This window comes from Marinomonas dokdonensis (assembly GCF_052747885.1).
Genome location: NZ_JBRAND010000003.1, coordinates 497,484 through 516,599, shown reverse-complemented (window position 1 = coordinate 516,599; position 19,116 = coordinate 497,484). Strand labels below are relative to the sequence as shown.

The window sequence follows — 19,116 nt, the reverse complement described above, 5'->3', positions numbered from 1 at the left end:
CGATTGAAGATACTTTTATTTTTTGCAAAAAAAATATCACGCTCTAGTATGATGTTTATAAAACTATAGTACCTTAACACTATGAATGTTCTTGATGAGTAAAAGGAATTAAATAATGAACCTAAGAAAAGCTATTGTGCATGAGCTAGTAAAAGAACAACACCAAGATATCCAAGAATCTAGACTAGCTAACGATTTATTGCCAATAGACAATATCAAAGTACAAAATTTTGCTAAAAAAATTATCGATATATATGGAAAGCGCCAGAACTCAGCTCAATATGGTGTTTTTAACTCACTTGAACGGCCCAGTAGCTTCGGTCAATTTTTTAATGATTTATCTGAAAATATCGAAGATCTTAGTGACTTAAAATTTATCGAATTAACAGAATTCATCATGGGAAGATTATGGGAACTTGCTTCAGACTCTACACCTGCCAGTGGCGGATATATAGTTTTCTTAGAATATGAAGTTGATGCAATTATCTTTCTCTTAGTTGCAATGGTAAAAAAGACTGATGGAATGAACATAGATGATGAGCTTCACATAGAAAGTCTAGAATACATTGACTTGGCTAAGCTGACTCAAGCACTCAAAATAAACACGGTAAGATTCAGAGAATTTCTTGTTGCAGATGAAGTTGAAAAAAGTGAAATAACTTATCTTAGTTTCGTTAGCCCCAGAAACAACGTATCCACTGCTGGCTATTTCGTTACCGCTCTTGGATGTGATAAAGGTCCTTCATCTGCAAAAGCTGCCGAATCCTTGTTCACAGCTTCAGATGAATTCTTCAGAACAAACCCTCTAATTGCTGATAACGCAGATGAAATGCATAGCGCGTTATTAGAATATGTAATCAGTTGCTCTAGAGCTGATGGTGGAAACGTTCGCTTATCCGAGGTAGAAAATATAGCTCGAAGGTTTGTTCCTGCTGAAGATCAGGAGATATCAGATACAACACTTAATGATTACATTACATTTCTGAATAACGAAGACAATAGAGTTCCAGTCGAATTTCCTGTCAATAAAAAAATAGCAGATAAATATTCTCATATCAGTTATAAAGATGACGACTATCAAATTTCAATCAAACGAGATTTAGTATCAAAAGATGAGCAGGCTGCCGTTTACCTAACGGAAGATGGCAAAGTTATTTTTAATCGTCCCCCTCAAGAGCTTGTAATAATTCTGGAGCAAGCTTTAAATGAGTAACACAAAAAAGATTTTTCTCACTCTTCTGACAGCTCTAAAAATAACGAACCAAAATAGAGCTTCCCTAGAAGCTCCCAAGGAAATTGAACTCAAAGATATCCTAAATTGTATTTTCACATACGGAAGTGAGTTGAGGATTAAAATTGAGGATATTCTAATTAATGAAAAAAGCTTAAAAGTTCCGATGAGTGCTTATGGCGGTTTTATTGAAAAGAATATACAGAACATATGTGAGAGAGCAACCTCATCTGATATCTCCATTAATATCAGCTACAGTTTTGATAGTAGTGGGGGAATATTTACAACAGTTAATGAGTTTTACGATTTAATAGCTAAAGCCAAAAAACCTAAAGTCCCTAATAACTTTTATATTTTAGATCGTCATACTGGTAGGGTTGGGGAAGACTCTAATGATGACAAGTTTATTAACGCTCTAAATAAGTTTGTTGATTTTATTAACTACTTTTCGAATCTAGCACACTATTACGATGAAAAAAGCTCTCAAAATATCAAAAAGTTAATCTTTATATCAGAAAGAGATAAGCCAATTGAGGTTGAAGTATCGCTTGATGAGGAAATCATAGAGAGAATGCACTCTATAGACCTTTCCCTACTCAAAGAGTTGTGTGAAGAACAACAAGCGGCTTTGAAATTGAAAGAAAAGAGAGCTGTATTTTATAGCAGTTTAAGTGAGTTTTGTGGAAACTACTCTCCATCATCGGTCTTAAACAAAATAACTTCTGAGTGGATTATATTTGAAAATCTCTTTCTTAATAATTTTTCAGCATACCTTAACGATTTCAAATTAGATAAGTTGAAAAAAGAGCTAGCAGAATCTGAGCTGACTTTTTCTTCTAGTATCTCTGATGTCATCAACGACTCTGTAACAAAGCTTCTTGCAATTTCAGCATCTATTGCTGCTATCGCCTTGTTAAGAAGATTTTCGTTCCCAAACTTCGATGAAGGAAAATGGTTAGCTATAGTTAGTATATTGGTCTTCATACTAGGTCTGGGATTTGGCTCTTGGCTTGTCTATAGAATTATTTTAGCTCAACAAGATAAGCTCGAATCAGTAGAGAACGCTAAAAATATGTTATTCAGTGTTTTAAGAAACAAAGAACGCCAAGTTTCAGAACTAGCAAGAACAGAACTCTCTTCTGTGATCAACTCTTTGGACACTAAATTAGATAATGCTCGTAGATCGCTATCTTTATTTTCTAGGTTATCTTTCCTTCCAGTATTTATTTATGTATTGGCGCTAATGTTTGCTTACGGTGGCCCGCATATTTCTGGTAATAACGATACTGCACAATTAGAAACGCATAAAGAAAGCACTAAAAATAACTAAAGAAAAATGAGTGTAGTCGAAAAGTAGTCATTTTCTATCTAAAATAGACAGCAAATAAAATAAAACATATATAAATCAAGTTCTTGAATATTAATAAATGGCACGCCCGAGAGGATTCGAACCTCCGGCCTTCGCCTCCGGAGGGCGACGCTCTATCCAGCTGAGCTACGGGCGCATGACTGTGGCTAAGGTGTAAAAAAGCCAAGTAAGAAATGAAGTGCGTATTCTAAAGGAAATTCGTCAGGATTCCAGTGCTTAATGGCGCTTTCGCTTGAATCGGCTGAACTTTCTAAGCTTTGATTTGTCTTTAAGGCTAAGCATTTAGCTTAACTAGGATACGTCTATCAAGGTAACATTTTTTGCTCACTGCTCCCCTCTGTTATGCTAAGCCAATTCTTACCTTTAGGTGACCTGACAATTATGCGCACTCGTTTTCTTTCACACCTTGCTTGGCCGCTGATAGCTATAAGTTTTGCCTTCACTAATAACGCCCTAGCAGAGCGCAGCGGTGAGCAGGTGGTAAATACTTTTTGTGTCGCTTGTCACATTAGTGGTGTGGCGGGGGCGCCTCGTATTGGTAATAAAGCCGATTGGCAACCAAGGGAAAACAAAGACTTAACGGAACTATTAGCAAGCGTAACCAACGGCTTAAATGCTATGCCCGCCAAAGGCTTATGTGCTAATTGTACCGAGCAAGAGTTAGAAAACGCCGTGCGTTATATGCAGGAAAAAGCCTCTCAGTAACAAGGCGTATCTGAAGAAAAACCCATGACTCTCTATTCAGATCATCATGGGTTTTACAAACCGGCCTTAAATTGAAAAGGCGAAGATCAAAACTAAGCCAAGCATCAAGTACACAACGCGTTTTATCTTAGCTAACGGCGCAATTAGCGCCATCGAGATAAAGTAAAGCGCAAGCGCTATCTTAAATGCTGCCAAAATCGCGAGCAAAGGGTTTTCCGCTAAATCCAATAACGACGGGTTACTAACCATAGCCAGCGGAATAAGGTACAAGCCCACACCTAGCATCATGGCGACACCCGCTACCTTCAGCCAGTTCTCCTTCACCATCCCTGCGGCAATAAATACGCTGCCACAAACCGGCGGCGTGATGGTAGACAACAGAGCAAACCAAAACACAAACAAGTGTGCTTGTAATGGCGAAAGGCCAAGTTGTGACAGAGCAGGCCCAGCAACAGAAATACAAATCACATAGGCCGCCGTAGTGGGTACTTCCATACCCAGAATGAGGCATGCTACCGCAGTTAATAAGATGGCCAACCAAAGCATTCCGGAAGAACCGGCAATGATTAGAGAGGTAATTTTCACCCCTAGTCCAGTTATCGACAACACACCCACAACAATCGATGCGCAAAGGATAATAGAGGCGATCATAGCAATCTGCTTGCCTGCATTGGTGCCTACATCTTCAATGCGGCTAAGAATTTCTGCCTTTCCTGACAAGCCCTTAGGGTTAAACAAGAGTAAAAACGCCGCACCAAAAATAGCAATACTGGCAGCGAATTGTGGTGTATAGGCAGGCCCGAACATGCCCCATAGCAAGAGTGCGAAGGGCACCATAAAGAAGCTACAAGTAATCAACAACTGACGAGCACTAGGTCGTTGATCTTTACTTACCGCTTTTAGGTCGTAACGTAGCGCAAAAGCGTCTATCCCAACCCACACCGCCCAGAAGTACAAGATTGCCGGTAAAATTGCGGCAAACATAATGCTTTGATAAGGAATACCCGTAAGTTCCACCATCACAAACGCGCCCGCGCCCATGAGCGGAGGCATAATTTGCCCACCTGAAGAAGCAACCGCTTCGGTGGCGCCTGCTAAAGATCTGGGATAACCCAATTTGGTCATGGCCGGTAAGGTAATGGCGCCTGTGGAAGCCACGTTAGCCGAAGCTGACCCAGAAATAGAACCAAATAAAGCAGAGGAAATAACTGACACTTTCGCCGCGCCACCTTTTAAACGCCCTGCAGCGGTGACCGCGAGATTCATAAAGCCTTGGCCCGCTTCACCGGCATTTAGCATGGCGCCGAATATCACGAAGATAGCGACAATACTGACTGAGACACCCGTTAATTTCCCCCAAATACCGCCTTCGGCAATAGTTAAGGTTCCTAAGAAGCTACCAATAGGTAAGGATGGGTGGCCAAATTCACCCGGTATATGCTGGCCAAACAAACCATAGGCCAGCGCTAGCGCGGCCACCATAGGCAAAGGCCAACCAATACAACGTCTCGCCATTTCTAACACACACAAAAGCAAGATCGCTGCTATCCACAGCTGGTACTCTTGGCTGATATAACCATATTGATCCCCGAGCACATCAGCATTGTAAGCCACCCAAAGCGTCGCCAGTAAACCTAACAGGGTAAACACATAGCCGGTATAACGCTGCCATGGGGTATTGCTTAAAAAGATGAAAGCCCAAGGCAAAGCTAACGCCATATGCAAAGGTCGGCTAACAAGGTTGGGAACCAAGCCAGAAAAGATTAACGTTAGATGGAAAATAATGCTTACAAAGCCAAAAGCGGCCCAAAAGTACTTATTAGGCATGAAAAATCGCCTGTCAAAATGAGTGAGAAGAAAAACGAGAATACTGAAATATGGTCTGAATAGAGTCTGACGTTATCTCGCCAGACTCTATTCCATAACGCTAACAGGCAATAAAATTATTGCTGTTCTGCGCTCAATGTCACACCCATTTCACGATAATATTTCGCAGCGCCTGGGTGAACTTTGCCATTTATATTGCTTAACATGTCTGTAGAAACGCCTTTCCACCAAGGGGAAGTGTCCGACATGGCCTGCTTTTGCCCCCAAAATGCTTTGGTAAGTGCATAAGCCGTCGCCTCGTCCATAGCGCTACTTGTGTAGGCCACAACAGGTAAAGATGTGGTGGTAATGTCTTGTTGCTGGCCTGTGTAAGTGCCGGCGGGAATGACTAACTTAGTACGCTTAGTCTGGGCGATTTGCTCATCCGACAAAGACAACACTTTTACCCCTGTTCCCGCGGCAGCTTCAATCACGTTAGGTGCAGGGAAAGAGCCTGCGGTCACAAAGCCATCAATTTGGCCATTTTTCAATGCCGATACAGCATTAGAAAGCTCGACTTTAGATAAATTGATCTTGCCCTCTAAACCAAACATCTCAATGTATTTTGCGCCTTCATTGGCACCAAACGAGCCTTTACCTAACAGAATGTCTTTACCTTCCATCTGCTCAAAGCTTTCAATACCGCTTTTATCGGATACAACAAAATGCATGGTTAACGATGGGATAGGGAAAAGCGCACGAATTTCGTCGAACTTAGGGTTGTTTCGGCCCTTAAACATCGCCTTACCGCTTTGCGCTAAGCCAACTAAGGCTGGCGGAGTGGTAAAAACATAATTCGCCCCACGAAAAGCCGATTCCATCACGTTTTGTACAGAGCCTTGGCTTTCTTCTACGGTAAGAATCAGTTCACTGTTGGTGTCTTTTTTAACTGCTTGGGCAATCTCAACCGCCATCTGATAATAAGATGAACTGGTCTTAGCGGACTTATAAGTGATTTGTGTTTGTGCAAAGCCTAGCTGAGAGACAGACAAACCAATTGCGGCACTGAGTAATACTTTAGATAGTTTCATTGGGGCGATTCTCTGGTGGTTTATTATTGTTTCCTCTGCAAATTTTACCAAGATCTGAAGAGTAATGTACATTTTTGTAACACAAACAATAAGATTCGCCTTACTCAACTCCATTCTTTTCAACTAATCATTCAACATGGCTTTCAAGGCAGATAAGGAGGCTTTGCCGCGCTCTTTTTTAACGCTTTCGGTTTCATCGCCACGGCCTTCCCAAACCAGATCTTCTTCTGGCAGTTCGTCTAGAAAACGGCTCGGCAGGCAGTCGATCTCTTCCCCATATTGGCGGCGTTTGGCGGCAAGGGTAATGCAAAGGGTGCGTTTTGCGCGGGTAATGCCCACGTAGGCAAGGCGCCTTTCTTCTTCTATGTCGTCGTTTTCGATGCTGTTACGGTGAGGTAGCAGTTCTTCTTCACAGCCGATCAAAAATACGTGTGGGTATTCCAGCCCTTTCGAGGCATGAAGCGTCAGTAGCTGAACCTTGTCTTCATCTTCCTCTTCTTCTTGTCGCTCTAGCATGTCGATCAATAACAACTTGCTGATGGCTTGATCGAGGCCTGCTGTCTCGTCTTCTTCCCAGGCGGATTCCATCATGCGCTGGATAGACTCCAATAGGAAACGGACGTTTTCAATACGGCGTTCGGCCGCTTTAGCCGAAGCGGTTTGCTCCTGAATCCAACCGTAATAATCCATATCGTGGATCATTTGCTCGATCACAGGCACAGGGGAAGCGCCTTCTAAACGCTGGCGTAGGTTAGACATCCAGCGTTCGAAATCTTGTAAGCTTTTTAACGAACGGCCCGAAACGGTTTCTTCGAGCTCTTTGTAGCCCGCCGCTTCAAATAAGCTCACGCCACGCTCGGTCGCAAGGTTTCCAACTTTCTCTAACGTGGCTGGGCCAATTTCACGACGGGGTAAATTCACGATACGTAAGAAGGCGTTATCGTCCGCTGGGTTCACCAATAAACGCAGATAGCCCATCAGATCTTTGATTTCGGCCCGCGAGAAGAAAGAGGTGCCGCCATTCATTTTGTAAGGAATACGGTAGGCCTGCAGTTTAATTTCGAGCAAGCGCGCCTGATGGTTACCTCGATATAAGATGGCAAAATCACGGTAAGGAATATCATGGCGCAAATGGCGGGATTGAATTTCCGCCGCCACCCGTTCCGACTCGGCATCTTCATTTCGAGTCACCATGACACGAATCGGATCCCCCACACCTAGATCACTCCATAGGGCCTTGTCGTAGACGTGGGGGTTATTGGCAATCAAGGTGTTAGCAGCTTTTAGGATGGTTTTTGTGGAGCGATAGTTTTGCTCCAGTTTGACCATTTTTAAATTCGGGTAATCGGTCGACAGGCGTTCAAGGTTTTCTGGGCGCGCGCCACGCCAAGCGTAGATGGACTGGTCATCGTCTCCTACTAGGGTAAAGCAACGTCGAAAGCCCGCTAACAAGCGGATCAGTTCGTATTGGCTGGCGTTGGTATCCTGACACTCATCCACCAGCAAATAACGCACGCGATTTTGCCAACGATCTCGCAGCGCTTCATCGGCCATTAATAGGCTTACTGGCAAGAGAATTAAGTCATCAAAATCCACCGCATTATAGGCACGTAAATAACGCTGGTATTGGCTATACACCTGAGCAGCCAACAGGAACTCTTCCGTATCGGCGTTCACCATGGCTTCGTTCGGCGTAGTTAAATCGTTCTTCCAATTGGAGATGGTGTTCTGACAAAAGTTCGCCGCATCGACCTGTTCATTAAATTCTTTGTCTAGTATCTCTTTCACCAAGGCTAGCGAGTCTTGCGAATCAAATAGGGTAAAGCCCTCTTTTAATCCTGCTCGATGGTATTCCTTGCGTAGAATGCGTAAGCCTAAGTTATGGAAAGTCGAAATACTCAGACCACGACTTTCGGATTTCGACAGCATGCCCACTACCCGCTCTTTCATTTCACGAGCAGCTTTGTTGGTAAAGGTTACGGCAATGATGCTACTAGCCTTAAAACCACAGGTTTGGATCAGATAGGCGATTTTCGTCGTAATTACACTGGTTTTCCCTGAACCTGCCCCAGCCAACACCAACAAAGGACCATCAATTTGCTTGACGGCATCCAGCTGACGATCGTTAAGGCTCTTGAGGCGATGAGTGATGGATAATTGCGGCTCAGACATAAATAACTCGAATCAAAAAGAAGATAATAATTAGACGCCAAGTGTACCCGAGATACCCAAGGCTCGCACAATTTCCCGATCAAAAGCACAAAAAAAAGAGCAATGCTGAATTCTGCATTGCTCTTCCTAACAACTCGACAAGTTTTCTTAACGCCTATCTGCTAAGGGCAGACAAGCTTTGCTGATTACTCTGTGTCCCTGTCTTTCGCTGCAAGGGGCTTGCGGCTCCAATAACTGGCCAGTAACGAACCAGAAATATTATGCCAAACACTAAAGATACTTCCTGGCAGTGCTGCCATTGGAGTGAAGAACTTAATGGCTAGGGCTGCGGCCAAACCTGAGTTTTGCAGACCCACTTCAAAGGCAATAGTGCGGCATACGCGCGCATCAAAGCCAAGCAAGTAAGTGACCCAGTAGCCAAGCAACAAACCAATCGCATTATGCAGAACGACGGCAGCAACAACGATCAAGCCAACTTCAACCAGCTTAGAAGAACTTAACGCCACCACGATAGCGATGATCAAGACAATGGCGAACATAGAAACGTACGGTAGCACAGGCTCGGCCTTACGAATCACATTACCAAAGAAGGTGTTAATCAATACACCTGCCGCAACAGGCAATAAGACAATTTTGAATAAACTCATCAGCATGGAGGCCACTGGCACATCAACACTCTGACCAATCATCAAGGACACAAGGAAAGGTGTAAGTACCACACCTAGCAAGGTCGAAATCGCAGTCATGGAAATAGACAAGGCGGTATCACCTTTCGCCAAATAACACATAACATTCGAAGACGTACCGCCCGCCACACTGCCCACCAGCAGCATACCGACGGTGAGCTCCGTGTTAAAACCAAAGCTTAGTGCCACAGCAAAAGCAGCAATCGGCATCACCATGAATTGCAGTAAAACCCCAACCACAACCGCTTTACGGTTATGCAAAACTTGCTTGAAATCTTTTGGACTCAAGGTAAGCCCCATCGCCAGCATAATGACGGTTAACAGGGGAACAATATAGGATTTTAGCCCTACGAATAAATCAGGCTGAAAAAATGCTGCAACAGAAAGTAATAACGCCCATAAAGGGAATAGCTGAATAACCATAAATTAACACTCCATAAATGCGCTTGTTGTGCTTCTCATTGTCACAACGAACAAACGCGCAATAATTCATTATTATTAATTCCCATAACGCCATTCACTATGGCGGCTAAAAGTGAAAACTTGACAAAAGATAGGCACTTAAAAAATGGGAGATGAATTGTAACGAAATGTTAATTTTTAAAATAGTCTAAATGAAATAATTACTGGCAGGTTAATGGAACACCAAGCCTATAACAGAGAAATGACGTAAAAATGATTGTATATGGGAGAGCTTTTTTCTAAAAAGACAAAAACACCGCCACACCGTACTCATCTGAAGTATTTTTTGGCTCATACCAGCCTCCGCGACTGTTATAGGTAACTTGAGATTTTTCAATGTTCCAATGACGATAGAAAGGGTTTACTACAATTGCGCCTCCTTGGGCAGAAAGCGGTTTTTCAAACTCAAGAGAAAAGCGATAACCATGACCATAATTTTGCTCTAGCTCCACATCGCTATAGCCAGAAATAGTGCCTAAATAAGAGGTATTCCTCCCATAAAAAAAGTTATCGTATTCGGCACGACCGTTTACACGCCAGTCACTGCTGTTCAGCCGATTTTTAAACTCTATCCCAATAGGAACATAATAATAAATCTGTTTTCTTTCATAGCCATAATGCCCGGTGGAAGAAACAAGTCCGCTTGAGTCATCGTTTAGGTTTCGATATCCAAAGCCAATGAAAATAGTCAACAATTTGGCTTCATCAAGCAAAACACTACGTCCGAGCAACCCGCGAGTTTCCAAAAATGTATTCGGTATACCGTCTATTCTTCCAGAGCCGTTATAATCCATTTTGCCATCTGCATAGTCCACTTCTAGGCTCATCATGGCTAGGCTCTCATAGAGCGTGATTCGTCCAGCTAACCCACTGAGACTGCCCTTCTCTTTCATAAAGCCAGGTTCTTCATACTCAATATTAGAGATATATGGCCCAAGCCTAAACTCCAAACTTCCTACGGCCGCCCATAAAGGCATGCTTAAGCATAAAGTTAAACTGGTGATTAGTATCCGATGCAGGGCATTTAAGCGTTGATACATAAAAACTAAACCTATCCTTGTAATGCGTTGGATGTGCATTTTCTATGAAACAGCATTTAATTTGCACTTTACTACGTATTTAGGCTGATATGTAGTGAAATAATTAAAGAGCATCCGTGTGATTTAATTCATTCCTCATAAAGTATTAAAAATACTTGATATTCAATTCTTTAAGAATAGTAAATGCTACTCAGCTATCTGACTGGGATAAAATCTTCTCCATTTTACGATAACTCAAAGATTCCATTAAATGCTCACGGCAAACAGGTCTGGCATTTAAATCTGCTAAAGTTAATGCTACTTTTAATACTCGATGGTAAGCACGGGCAGAGAGTTTCAAAGACTCTAACGCTTGCTGCATGAATTGTTTGTCTTCATAACTTAAAGCACAGATGCTTTCTAGCTGTCGGCCACCTAGTTGTGAATTCAAAAAACCTTGCCGCTCCCTTTGCCTAGCAACGGCCAACTCAACCCGAGCACGAATCGACTCACTGCTCTCGCCTACCTCCTTTTCATCCACCAGCACTTTAGATGGTAATGGCGGTACTTCCACATGCAGATCGATACGATCCAAAAATGGGGCAGAGAGCTTTTTTAAATACTTTTGGCTGGCACTGGATTGGTAGTATTCCATCCCGCCGCTGTAAGCCTCATTACTAGCATTCATCGCCGCGACCAACTGAAAGCGAGCTGGGTAACTAACTTGCCCTCTGGCTCGGGACAAATGTACTTCGCCACTTTCTAACGGCTCCCGCAATACTTCCAAAACCTTACGATCAAACTCTGGCAACTCATCTAAAAACAAAACCCCACAATGGGCCAAAGACGCTTCCCCCGGTTTAGGAATCGAGCCGCCCCCTACCAAGGCAGCGGCGGAACAAGAATGATGAGGTGATCGAAATGGCCGCTCGGACCAATGCCAATCGAAGCCCATTTTACGGCCAGCAACCGATTGAACTGAGGCAACGGCCAAGGCTTCTTGTTCCGTCATTTTGGGCATAATACTGGGCAATCGAGAAGCCAACATTGTCTTGCCTGTTCCAGCAGGCCCAACAAACAAAAGGTTGTGACCACCCGCTGCCGCGACTTCCAATGCTCGACGAGCCTGATATTGGCCTTTCACGTCCTGCATGTCTTTGTGAAGCGCCCCCTCTAAGACATCATTGCTAGACTCGCACATAGGCAGATTGGCTTGTTTTAATAAATGGGCGGTCACTTGGGTCAAGTGGGAAGCGTGAAGCGCATCACTGTCTACCAGTGCGGCTTCTCTTTGATTACCACTGGGTAAAATTAATTGTCGTCTAGATTGATGGCTGGCAATGGCCGAAGGCAGTAGCCCCGACACACCACGAATATCCCCAGATAAAGCCAGCTCACCAATAAACTCGAAGGCTCTTAGGTTAATATCACCCAGCTGACCTGAGGCCGCTAAAATACTGATCGCAATAGCAAGGTCGTAGCGGCCACCTTCTTTGGGAAGGTCTGCAGGGGCAAGGTTTATCGTGACCCGCTGGGTAGGAAATTCGAAATGACTATTAATGATGGCGCTGCGCACGCGATCTTTCGATTCTCGTACCGCAGCTTCAGGCAACCCCACTATGTTTAGTGCTGGAAGGCCATTTGAAATGTGGGTTTCTACTGTAACAAGCGGGGCAACAACACCCACTCTTGCTCGACTATATAAGATCGCTAAGCCCATGATCACTCCTTGATCAGAGAGATAAAGACCTTAGTATAGTCAGCCTAACAGGATTTATTTATCCAATTCACTCAAACGTGCTTCAAGCGCTACTAGACGCTCACGGTACTTTTTCAACATGGCTGCCTGCACTTCAAACTCTTCGCGGGTAACCAAATCCATTTTTGATAAGGTGTTTTGCGCCACTTGATGCAATTGCGCTTGTATCTCTTCTTTAGGCAATTTACCCAAGGTATCAGCCGCTTGCTCCAACCCCGTGCCGAGCTGTTTAATAAATTGATCTATCATCTGGCATAGCTCCCCAACTTTATCTTTTAAAAAGGCAGCTTATTGAAGCTGCCTAACCTTTTCTCACGCTAGTATAAGAGCCTAAATCCTTGCTGTCTCGGGGAATATTCTATCAGTGGTTTTTCCGCTGCACTAAATAGGACCTCAAGACTGAACAAGAATTTTCCATCGCATCAAAAATGTGCAAAAAAACATTTCACTTAAGCCCCTAAAGACTAACTCACCCACCATAGAGCACAATAAAAAAGTCAATTAAGGATAAAAAATACCAATATTAATCAATTACTTACATATTAACATTACAAAAAATTGACAGTATCGCTCCAAATGAGTGCGCAATATTAGCCATTCACCCCAAGATGCCGCACTAAATAAAGACAATCGCACTATTTATTCATTCGTCCCACAGCAAACACGCAGAATGCCTAGTGTTCAAAGATATGGCACGCATATTGAATAAAGGATTCTACCTGCAATACATAAGACATAACGAAAACTAGACTGACTTTAACAGGAGACAGTGGGTATGAAACTTATAACAGCCATCATCAAGCCATTTAAACTCGATGATGTTCGAGAAGCACTTTCTGAGATCGGTGTACAAGGTATTACCGTTACGGAAGTTAAAGGTTTCGGACGTCAGAAAGGCCACACAGAACTATACCGCGGTGCGGAATACGTTGTGGATTTCTTACCTAAAGTAAAAATCGAACTAGCCATTGCAGACGACATGAGCGATCAAGTGGTTGAGGCTATTACTAGTGCCGCAAACACAGGCAAAATTGGCGACGGTAAAATCTTTATCGTTAACCTTGAACAGGCGGTTCGTATTCGTACCGGCGAAACAGGTGTAGAAGCCGTTTAATAACGACTCGAATCTTACAAGCCTTTAGGGGGGCAAAACATGCAAGATCAAATTTTTCACTTACAATATGCCATGGACACATTCTACTTCCTAGTATGTGGCGCACTGGTTATGTGGATGGCAGCCGGCTTCGCAATGCTAGAAGCAGGTCTTGTTCGTTCTAAGAACACAACTGAAATCCTAACGAAAAACGTCGCTTTGTTCGCGATTTCCTGCATCATGTACCTAGTATGTGGTTACTCAATTATGTACGGCGGCACTTGGTTCCTAACAGGTATTCAAGATGTTGACGTTGCTTCTACTCTAGGTGATTTCGCTGGCCGTGAAGACGGTTTCGAAGGCGGATCTATCTACTCTGGCGCTTCTGACTTCTTCTTCCAAGTAGTATTCGTTGCGACAGCTATGTCTATCGTATCTGGTGCTGTTGCTGAGCGTATGAAGCTTTGGGCTTTCCTAGCATTCGCTGTTGTAATGACTGGTGTTATCTACCCACTAGAAGGTTCTTGGACTTGGGGTGGCGCGGATGTATTCGGTATGTTCAACCTAGGCGACCTTGGTTTCTCTGACTTCGCAGGTTCTGGTATCGTTCACATGGCCGGTGCTGCTGCAGCCCTTGCTGGTGTACTTGTACTAGGCGCTCGTAAAGGCAAATACGGTCCTAACGGTGAAGTACGTGCGATTCCTGGTGCTAACCTACCACTTGCTACACTAGGTACATTCATCCTTTGGATGGGCTGGTTCGGCTTTAACGGTGGTTCTGTATTGAAACTTGGCGATATCGCTAACGCGAACTCTGTTGCTATGGTTTTCCTAAACACTAACGCTGCGGCAGCAGGTGGTGCAATTGCAGCACTTATCCTAGCACGCATCTTGTTTGGTAAAGCTGACTTAACAATGCTGTTGAACGGTGCACTTGCTGGTCTTGTTGCTATCACAGCTGAGCCTTCTACTCCGACTGCACTAGGTGCAACACTAATCGGTGCTGTAGGTGGTCTAATCGTAGTTATCTCTATCTTGACTCTTGATAAACTGAAAATCGATGATCCAGTGGGCGCTATCTCTGTTCACGGTGTTGTTGGTCTTTGGGGTCTTCTAGCAGTTCCTCTAACAAACGATGGTGCTTCTTTCTCTGGCCAAATCGCCGGTGCAATCACTATCTTTGTATGGGTATTCGCTGCCAGCCTTGTGACTTGGTTGATCATTAAAGCCATCATGGGTGTACGTGTATCTGAAGAAGAAGAGTACGAAGGTGTTGATATCTCTGAATGTGGTATGGAAGCATACCCAGAATTCAAGAAGTAAAATCTTCGACCTTACTTTATAAGCTCAAACTTAGCTTATAACATCAAAACCCTCGCCTCGGCGGGGGTTTTGTTTTTCTAGCCTTGTTGCAAGTTTTACTTCGTTTTCTATAGAGACAAGGTATCATTCTAAGCCATGAAAAGACGCGAGCCGTTGCAAAGTAAATGATTGCACAGGCTCCACCGTCGCAACCTATACTGCCTAAATTGGAAACAACTTAAAGAGAGCAAGATGGCTAAAGCAAAAACTGCCTTTGTCTGCAACGAGTGCGGAGCAGACTACGCCAAATGGCAAGGCCAATGCCAAGCATGTAAAGCGTGGAACTCCCTCAGCGAGATCCGCTTAACCTCCAGCAAAACCTCGGCACGCGTTTCCGCTACCCAAGACCCTAGATATCAAGGCTACGCTGGCGCCACCACAGGCATACAAGATTTATCCGATGTGGACCTAGGTGATGTGCCACGTTTTAGCTCTGGCGCCAGTGAATTTGACCGCGTACTGGGCGGTGGCCTAGTCCCCGGCGGCGTGGTGTTAATTGGTGGTCACCCAGGGGCAGGTAAAAGTACCCTACTACTGCAGACCATGTGTTGGTTAGCGCAACAACAAGCAGCGCTCTATGTGACCGGGGAAGAATCGCTACAGCAAGTAGCCATGCGAGCTCAACGCTTAGGGCTTCCGGCACAAAACCTAAAAATGCTCTCGGAAACCAATGTTGAAGCCATCCTCAACATTGCTCAGCAAGTGAAGCCAAAGGTTATGGTTATTGACTCGATTCAGGTAATGCACCTTGATGGTATCGAATCCGCACCGGGCAGTGTTTCCCAAGTGCGCGAAAGCGCTGCCGTGCTGACCCGCTTCGCAAAACAAACCCAAACAGCCGTACTGTTAGTCGGCCATGTCACCAAAGATGGCTCCCTTGCAGGTCCAAAAGTTCTAGAACACATGGTGGACTGCTCTGTGCTGTTAGAAGGCTCGGAAGATTCACGTTTTCGTACCCTTAGAGGTATGAAAAACCGTTTTGGCGCCATTAACGAGCTGGGTGTTTTCGCCATGTTGGAAAATGGTCTAAAAGAGGTGAAAAACCCTAGTTCAATCTTCTTGAATCGCAGTAATCATCCTGCGGCTGGTAGCTTGGTAATGGTGGTTTGGGAAGGTACTCGCCCACTACTCGTAGAGTTACAAGCCCTAGTAGACGACTCTGCGTTAGGCAACCCCCGTCGGGTCACGGTTGGTTTTGACCACAACCGACTCGCCATGCTGTTAGCTGTTCTCCACAAGCACGGTGGCTTACTCACCTCGGATCAAGATGTTTATCTAAACGTCGTGGGTGGGGTAAAAGTTTTAGAGACCAGTGCCGACCTTGCAGCCATTGCGGCAGTGGTATCGAGTTTTCGAGATCAAATCCTTCCTCACGATTTAGTGGTATTGGGTGAGGTGGGGCTATCTGGCGAGATTCGCCCTGTGCCTTCAGGTCAGGAGCGTATTAGCGAAGCGGCCAAACATGGTTTTACCCGTGCGGTGGTTCCCAAGGCTAATTGCCCTAAAAAGCCCATCGAAGGCATGACAGTGATAGGTGTTGATCGATTGTCCGAAGCATTGGAACAAATATTCGGCTAGGGCTTGTTGATGGCTAATTCTGCTGGGAGGTGAGGGTCGAAAACAAATCGGCAATTGGCTCATCTTCCATACCATAAGGCAATGCCTTATCAGAATTGGCCTCTAGTCTAGCTTGGCGGGCTTTTAACAGTCGAGCTTTACGCTGCTTACAAAGATCCAGCACATGGTGTTTGTCTTCGTTACTTAAAGAAAACCAGTGAAACCTCTCTTCACGGCTGCGCAAGCAACCTTTGCAAAATCCTTTAGCACTGTTTTCACATACGCTAACGCAGGGGTTCTCTATGCTAAATAGCTCAATCTGCTGCATGCTTCCCCCTCCGGTGTAATAACACAGTTAATGTGTAGCCATTTGAAAGTCGTACACTTCTTCCGGTGATAAGAAATAAATGCGACTTGCTGGAGCGGCACTTAACGAGAACCAATAAAAGGATTCTGGTATCCCCATTTCCAAGTAGAAGTTCACATAAGTGGCATGTATTGGATCCGCCATATTTAGCTCCGAAGCCTTCACGCCACTGCCGTCCGTCCAAGCATGAATACCAACCCCTGCCCCAGCGCCAATCGTCCGTTCTACACCGCCTAAAAACAGATCCACACCGCCAGATAATACATACCCTGTGTGGGCAATATGAGTATTTAACCCTAGCTGACGAATAAGTCTTGCGCCATCCATCGTTGCTTGCTGATCAATAGAGCCTGGGATATCCACCAGCACCAAATCGGTAACATTTGGATTTTGTCGAATAAAGTCCTTCAGTGTGGTCACTAAATTGCTGTCTAGCACCCCAGACAAAAAAGCCATGTTATTGTTCACGCCTATGGTCAGGGTACCTTCGTACTCGCTGGTATCCGCGGGTTTGGAGTTCGTAGATTGGCAGCCAACTAGAGTCAACACAGCCATGACCAAGGAAATTTTGAACAGACCTATATAGCTCATACTAAGTACTTCAAGCAATGAATGGGAAAATTTTCTTTGATGAATAAATAGTAGAGTAAATTACTAGGCCATACCATAGCCGAGGGCAGGAAAAAAAATGACCACGACTAATGTTTAGCCGTGGTCATCGAATGGCTTCCTCCCCTGTCAGCAAGGAAGAAAACGTCTGGGACTAGGATGGGAAGGAGAAGTGGCTGCCTTCTCGCAGATCCGCGGAAGGCCAGCGCTGAGTGATGGTTTTACGCTTAGTGTAAAAACGCACAGCATCTGGGCCATAGGCGTGCAGATCACCAAATAATGAGCGTTTCCAACCACCAAAGCTGTGATACGCCACGGGCACTGGCAGCGGTACGTTAATACCTACCATGCCTACTTCGATGTGATCGGAGAAGTATCGAGCCGCTTCGCCATCACGGGTAAAGATACAAGTACCATTGCCGTATTCGTGATCATTGATCAGCTGCATCGCCTCATCCATGGTGTTCGCACGAATCACTTGCAGAACAGGACCAAAGATTTCTTGCTGGTAGCTGTCCATGTCTTTCGTGACGCCATCAATCAATGTCGCCCCGACAAAGAAGCCATCTTCGAAGCCCGTCACTTTTGGTTGACGACCATCTACTACAACGGTGGCTCCTTGAGCTTCAGCACTATCGATAAAGCCGACCACTTTTTGCTGATGCTCTTTAGTGATCACAGGACCAAAGTCATTATCTTTATCGGTATGTTCGCCAACTTTAAGAGGTTGCATGGCAGCAGACATTTTTTCAATTAGGGCATCACCCGCTTCTTGACCAACCGCCACGGCCACAGAAAGCGCCATACAACGTTCACCAGAAGAGCCAAAGGCAGCACCTAATAGCTGGCTAACAACGTTATCCATGTCTGCGTCTGGCATAACAATGGCGTGATTTTTCGCCCCACCAAGTGCCTGACAACGCTTACCGTTGGCGCTGGCTTTGCTATAAATGTATTCCGCAATCGGGGTAGAACCCACAAAGCTTACCGCTTTCACTGTTGGGCTCTCTAGTAGGGTGTCTACGGCTTCTTTATCACCATTTACTACGTTAAAAACGCCATCAGGCAAACCCGCTTCTTTCAGCAACTCGGCTAAAAACAATGCCGTACTTGGGTCTCTTTCAGAAGGTTTTAAAACAAACGTATTGCCACAAACGATGGCCATAGGAAACATCCACAGTGGCACCATGGCAGGGAAGTTAAATGGCGTTATGCCCGCCACAACCCCTAGTGGTTGGAATTCACTCCAAGAATCGATATTTGGCCCAACGTTTTTACTAAACTCGCCTTTAAGCAATTCCGGGGCACAGCAAGCGTATTCAACATTTTCGATACCACGCTGTAGCTCGCCTGCCGCATCGTGACAGATTTTACCGTGCTCAGCGCCGATCAATTCGATAATACGGTCGGCATGTTCTTCCAGTAGGCTTTTGTAGCGAAACATAACCCGCGCTCGCTTCAAGGCCGGTGTGTTACGCCACTCAGGGTAAGCCGCTTGTGCAACCTCAATCGCCTCTTCAACCGTAGCCCGAGGGGCAATGGCGACTTGCTTTGCCACCTGGCCTGTTGCTGGATTGAACACATCTTGTGTGCGTGTTGCCTGTGCAGATAACTGACCGCCAATCCAATGTCCGATGGTTTCCATATGCGCTCCTACTCAATGCTGTGAAACTTGCTAATTGTTCAAGTTGAATGTTTTAAATGAATCATTGTTGACAGACTATGCCCATAGAAATAGATTAGTAAAAGACGATTTTATTAATTCTTAGTTAATCATTTAGTTAACTATAAAAATATCTAATGTAATTGCTTAGGCAAGTTGGGAAAA

16 protein-coding genes and 1 tRNA gene are annotated in these 19,116 nt (G+C 44.6%); 6 read left to right on the top strand and 11 right to left on the bottom strand.

The window, feature by feature from the left end:
- The first annotated feature begins 115 nt into the window (after positions 1-115).
- Together ACUM5Y_RS10215 and ACUM5Y_RS10210 are read left to right on the top strand one after the other, a co-directional pair.
- Positions 116-1,213: a nucleoid-associated protein gene (locus tag ACUM5Y_RS10215; protein WP_445976775.1), complete on the top strand. Its 1,098-nt coding sequence runs from the start codon at positions 116-118 to the stop codon at positions 1,211-1,213.
- Positions 1,206-2,561, top strand: a complete 1,356-nt coding sequence (locus ACUM5Y_RS10210) for a hypothetical protein (RefSeq protein WP_445976774.1) — start codon at positions 1,206-1,208, stop codon at positions 2,559-2,561. Before ACUM5Y_RS10215 ends, ACUM5Y_RS10210 begins: the two co-directional genes overlap by 8 nt.
- 98 nt (positions 2,562-2,659) lie before the next feature.
- On the opposite strand, the gene ACUM5Y_RS10205 is transcribed toward ACUM5Y_RS10210, so the two are convergent.
- Positions 2,660-2,736: transfer RNA gene (locus ACUM5Y_RS10205), tRNA-Arg, on the bottom strand.
- A 245-nt stretch (positions 2,737-2,981) separates the two neighbouring features.
- On the opposite strand from ACUM5Y_RS10205, the gene ACUM5Y_RS10200 reads away from it, so the two are divergent.
- Positions 2,982-3,305, top strand: coding sequence for a c-type cytochrome (locus tag ACUM5Y_RS10200; RefSeq protein ID WP_445976773.1), 324 nt, complete (start codon positions 2,982-2,984; stop codon positions 3,303-3,305).
- Between the two features lie 66 nt (positions 3,306-3,371).
- Here the strand turns inward: ACUM5Y_RS10200 and ACUM5Y_RS10195 are convergent, their stop codons facing one another.
- The 7 genes from ACUM5Y_RS10195 to ACUM5Y_RS10165 all read right to left on the bottom strand — a co-directional run bounded on the left by ACUM5Y_RS10195 (position 3,372) and on the right by ACUM5Y_RS10165 (position 12,549).
- Positions 3,372-5,132 carry a TRAP transporter permease gene (locus tag ACUM5Y_RS10195; RefSeq protein WP_445976772.1) on the bottom strand — a complete coding sequence of 587 codons (1,761 nt, stop codon included), beginning with the start codon at positions 5,130-5,132 and terminating at the stop codon, positions 3,372-3,374.
- Positions 5,133-5,248: 116 nt separating this feature from the next.
- Positions 5,249-6,202: a TAXI family TRAP transporter solute-binding subunit gene (locus tag ACUM5Y_RS10190; RefSeq protein ID WP_445976771.1), complete on the bottom strand. Its 954-nt coding sequence runs from the start codon at positions 6,200-6,202 to the stop codon at positions 5,249-5,251.
- A gap of 123 nt (positions 6,203-6,325) precedes the next feature.
- A complete protein-coding gene (gene rep / locus ACUM5Y_RS10185; RefSeq protein WP_445976770.1) occupies positions 6,326-8,374 on the bottom strand; it encodes a DNA helicase Rep in 2,049 nt (682 codons plus the stop codon).
- A gap of 185 nt (positions 8,375-8,559) precedes the next feature.
- Positions 8,560-9,483, bottom strand: a complete 924-nt coding sequence (locus tag ACUM5Y_RS10180; protein WP_445976769.1) for a bile acid:sodium symporter family protein — start codon at positions 9,481-9,483, stop codon at positions 8,560-8,562.
- 278 nt (positions 9,484-9,761) lie between these two features.
- The gene (locus ACUM5Y_RS10175; protein WP_445976768.1) at positions 9,762-10,562 is read right to left on the bottom strand and encodes a hypothetical protein; all 801 of its coding nucleotides are present in this window, start codon (positions 10,560-10,562) and stop codon (positions 9,762-9,764) included.
- A gap of 190 nt (positions 10,563-10,752) precedes the next feature.
- Positions 10,753-12,261, bottom strand: a complete 1,509-nt coding sequence (locus ACUM5Y_RS10170) for a YifB family Mg chelatase-like AAA ATPase (protein WP_445976767.1) — start codon at positions 12,259-12,261, stop codon at positions 10,753-10,755.
- A gap of 54 nt (positions 12,262-12,315) precedes the next feature.
- Complete coding sequence (locus ACUM5Y_RS10165) at positions 12,316-12,549, bottom strand: accessory factor UbiK family protein (protein ID WP_445976766.1); 234 nt, start codon at positions 12,547-12,549, stop codon at positions 12,316-12,318.
- Between the two features lie 526 nt (positions 12,550-13,075).
- On the opposite strand from ACUM5Y_RS10165, the gene glnK reads away from it, so the two are divergent.
- From glnK to radA, 3 genes are all read left to right on the top strand, one after another.
- Positions 13,076-13,414, top strand: a complete 339-nt coding sequence (gene glnK, locus ACUM5Y_RS10160; protein WP_445976765.1) for a P-II family nitrogen regulator — start codon at positions 13,076-13,078, stop codon at positions 13,412-13,414.
- A gap of 39 nt (positions 13,415-13,453) precedes the next feature.
- Positions 13,454-14,716: an ammonium transporter AmtB gene (amtB, locus tag ACUM5Y_RS10155; RefSeq protein WP_445976764.1), complete on the top strand. Its 1,263-nt coding sequence runs from the start codon at positions 13,454-13,456 to the stop codon at positions 14,714-14,716.
- Between the two features lie 231 nt (positions 14,717-14,947).
- Positions 14,948-16,333: a DNA repair protein RadA gene (gene radA / locus ACUM5Y_RS10150; RefSeq protein ID WP_445976763.1), complete on the top strand. Its 1,386-nt coding sequence runs from the start codon at positions 14,948-14,950 to the stop codon at positions 16,331-16,333.
- Between the two features lie 13 nt (positions 16,334-16,346).
- Here the strand turns inward: radA and ACUM5Y_RS10145 are convergent, their stop codons facing one another.
- The 3 genes from ACUM5Y_RS10145 to ACUM5Y_RS10135 form a co-directional block, all read right to left on the bottom strand.
- Complete coding sequence (locus ACUM5Y_RS10145; protein ID WP_445976762.1) at positions 16,347-16,640, bottom strand: DUF1289 domain-containing protein; 294 nt, start codon at positions 16,638-16,640, stop codon at positions 16,347-16,349.
- A gap of 27 nt (positions 16,641-16,667) precedes the next feature.
- Positions 16,668-17,270, bottom strand: coding sequence for a COG3904 family protein (locus ACUM5Y_RS10140; protein WP_445976761.1), 603 nt, complete (start codon positions 17,268-17,270; stop codon positions 16,668-16,670).
- A 172-nt stretch (positions 17,271-17,442) separates the two neighbouring features.
- On the bottom strand, positions 17,443-18,933 hold the full coding sequence (locus tag ACUM5Y_RS10135; protein ID WP_445976760.1) for a CoA-acylating methylmalonate-semialdehyde dehydrogenase: 1,491 nt from the start codon (positions 18,931-18,933) through the stop codon (positions 17,443-17,445).
- Between the last annotated feature and the right edge of the window lie 183 nt (positions 18,934-19,116).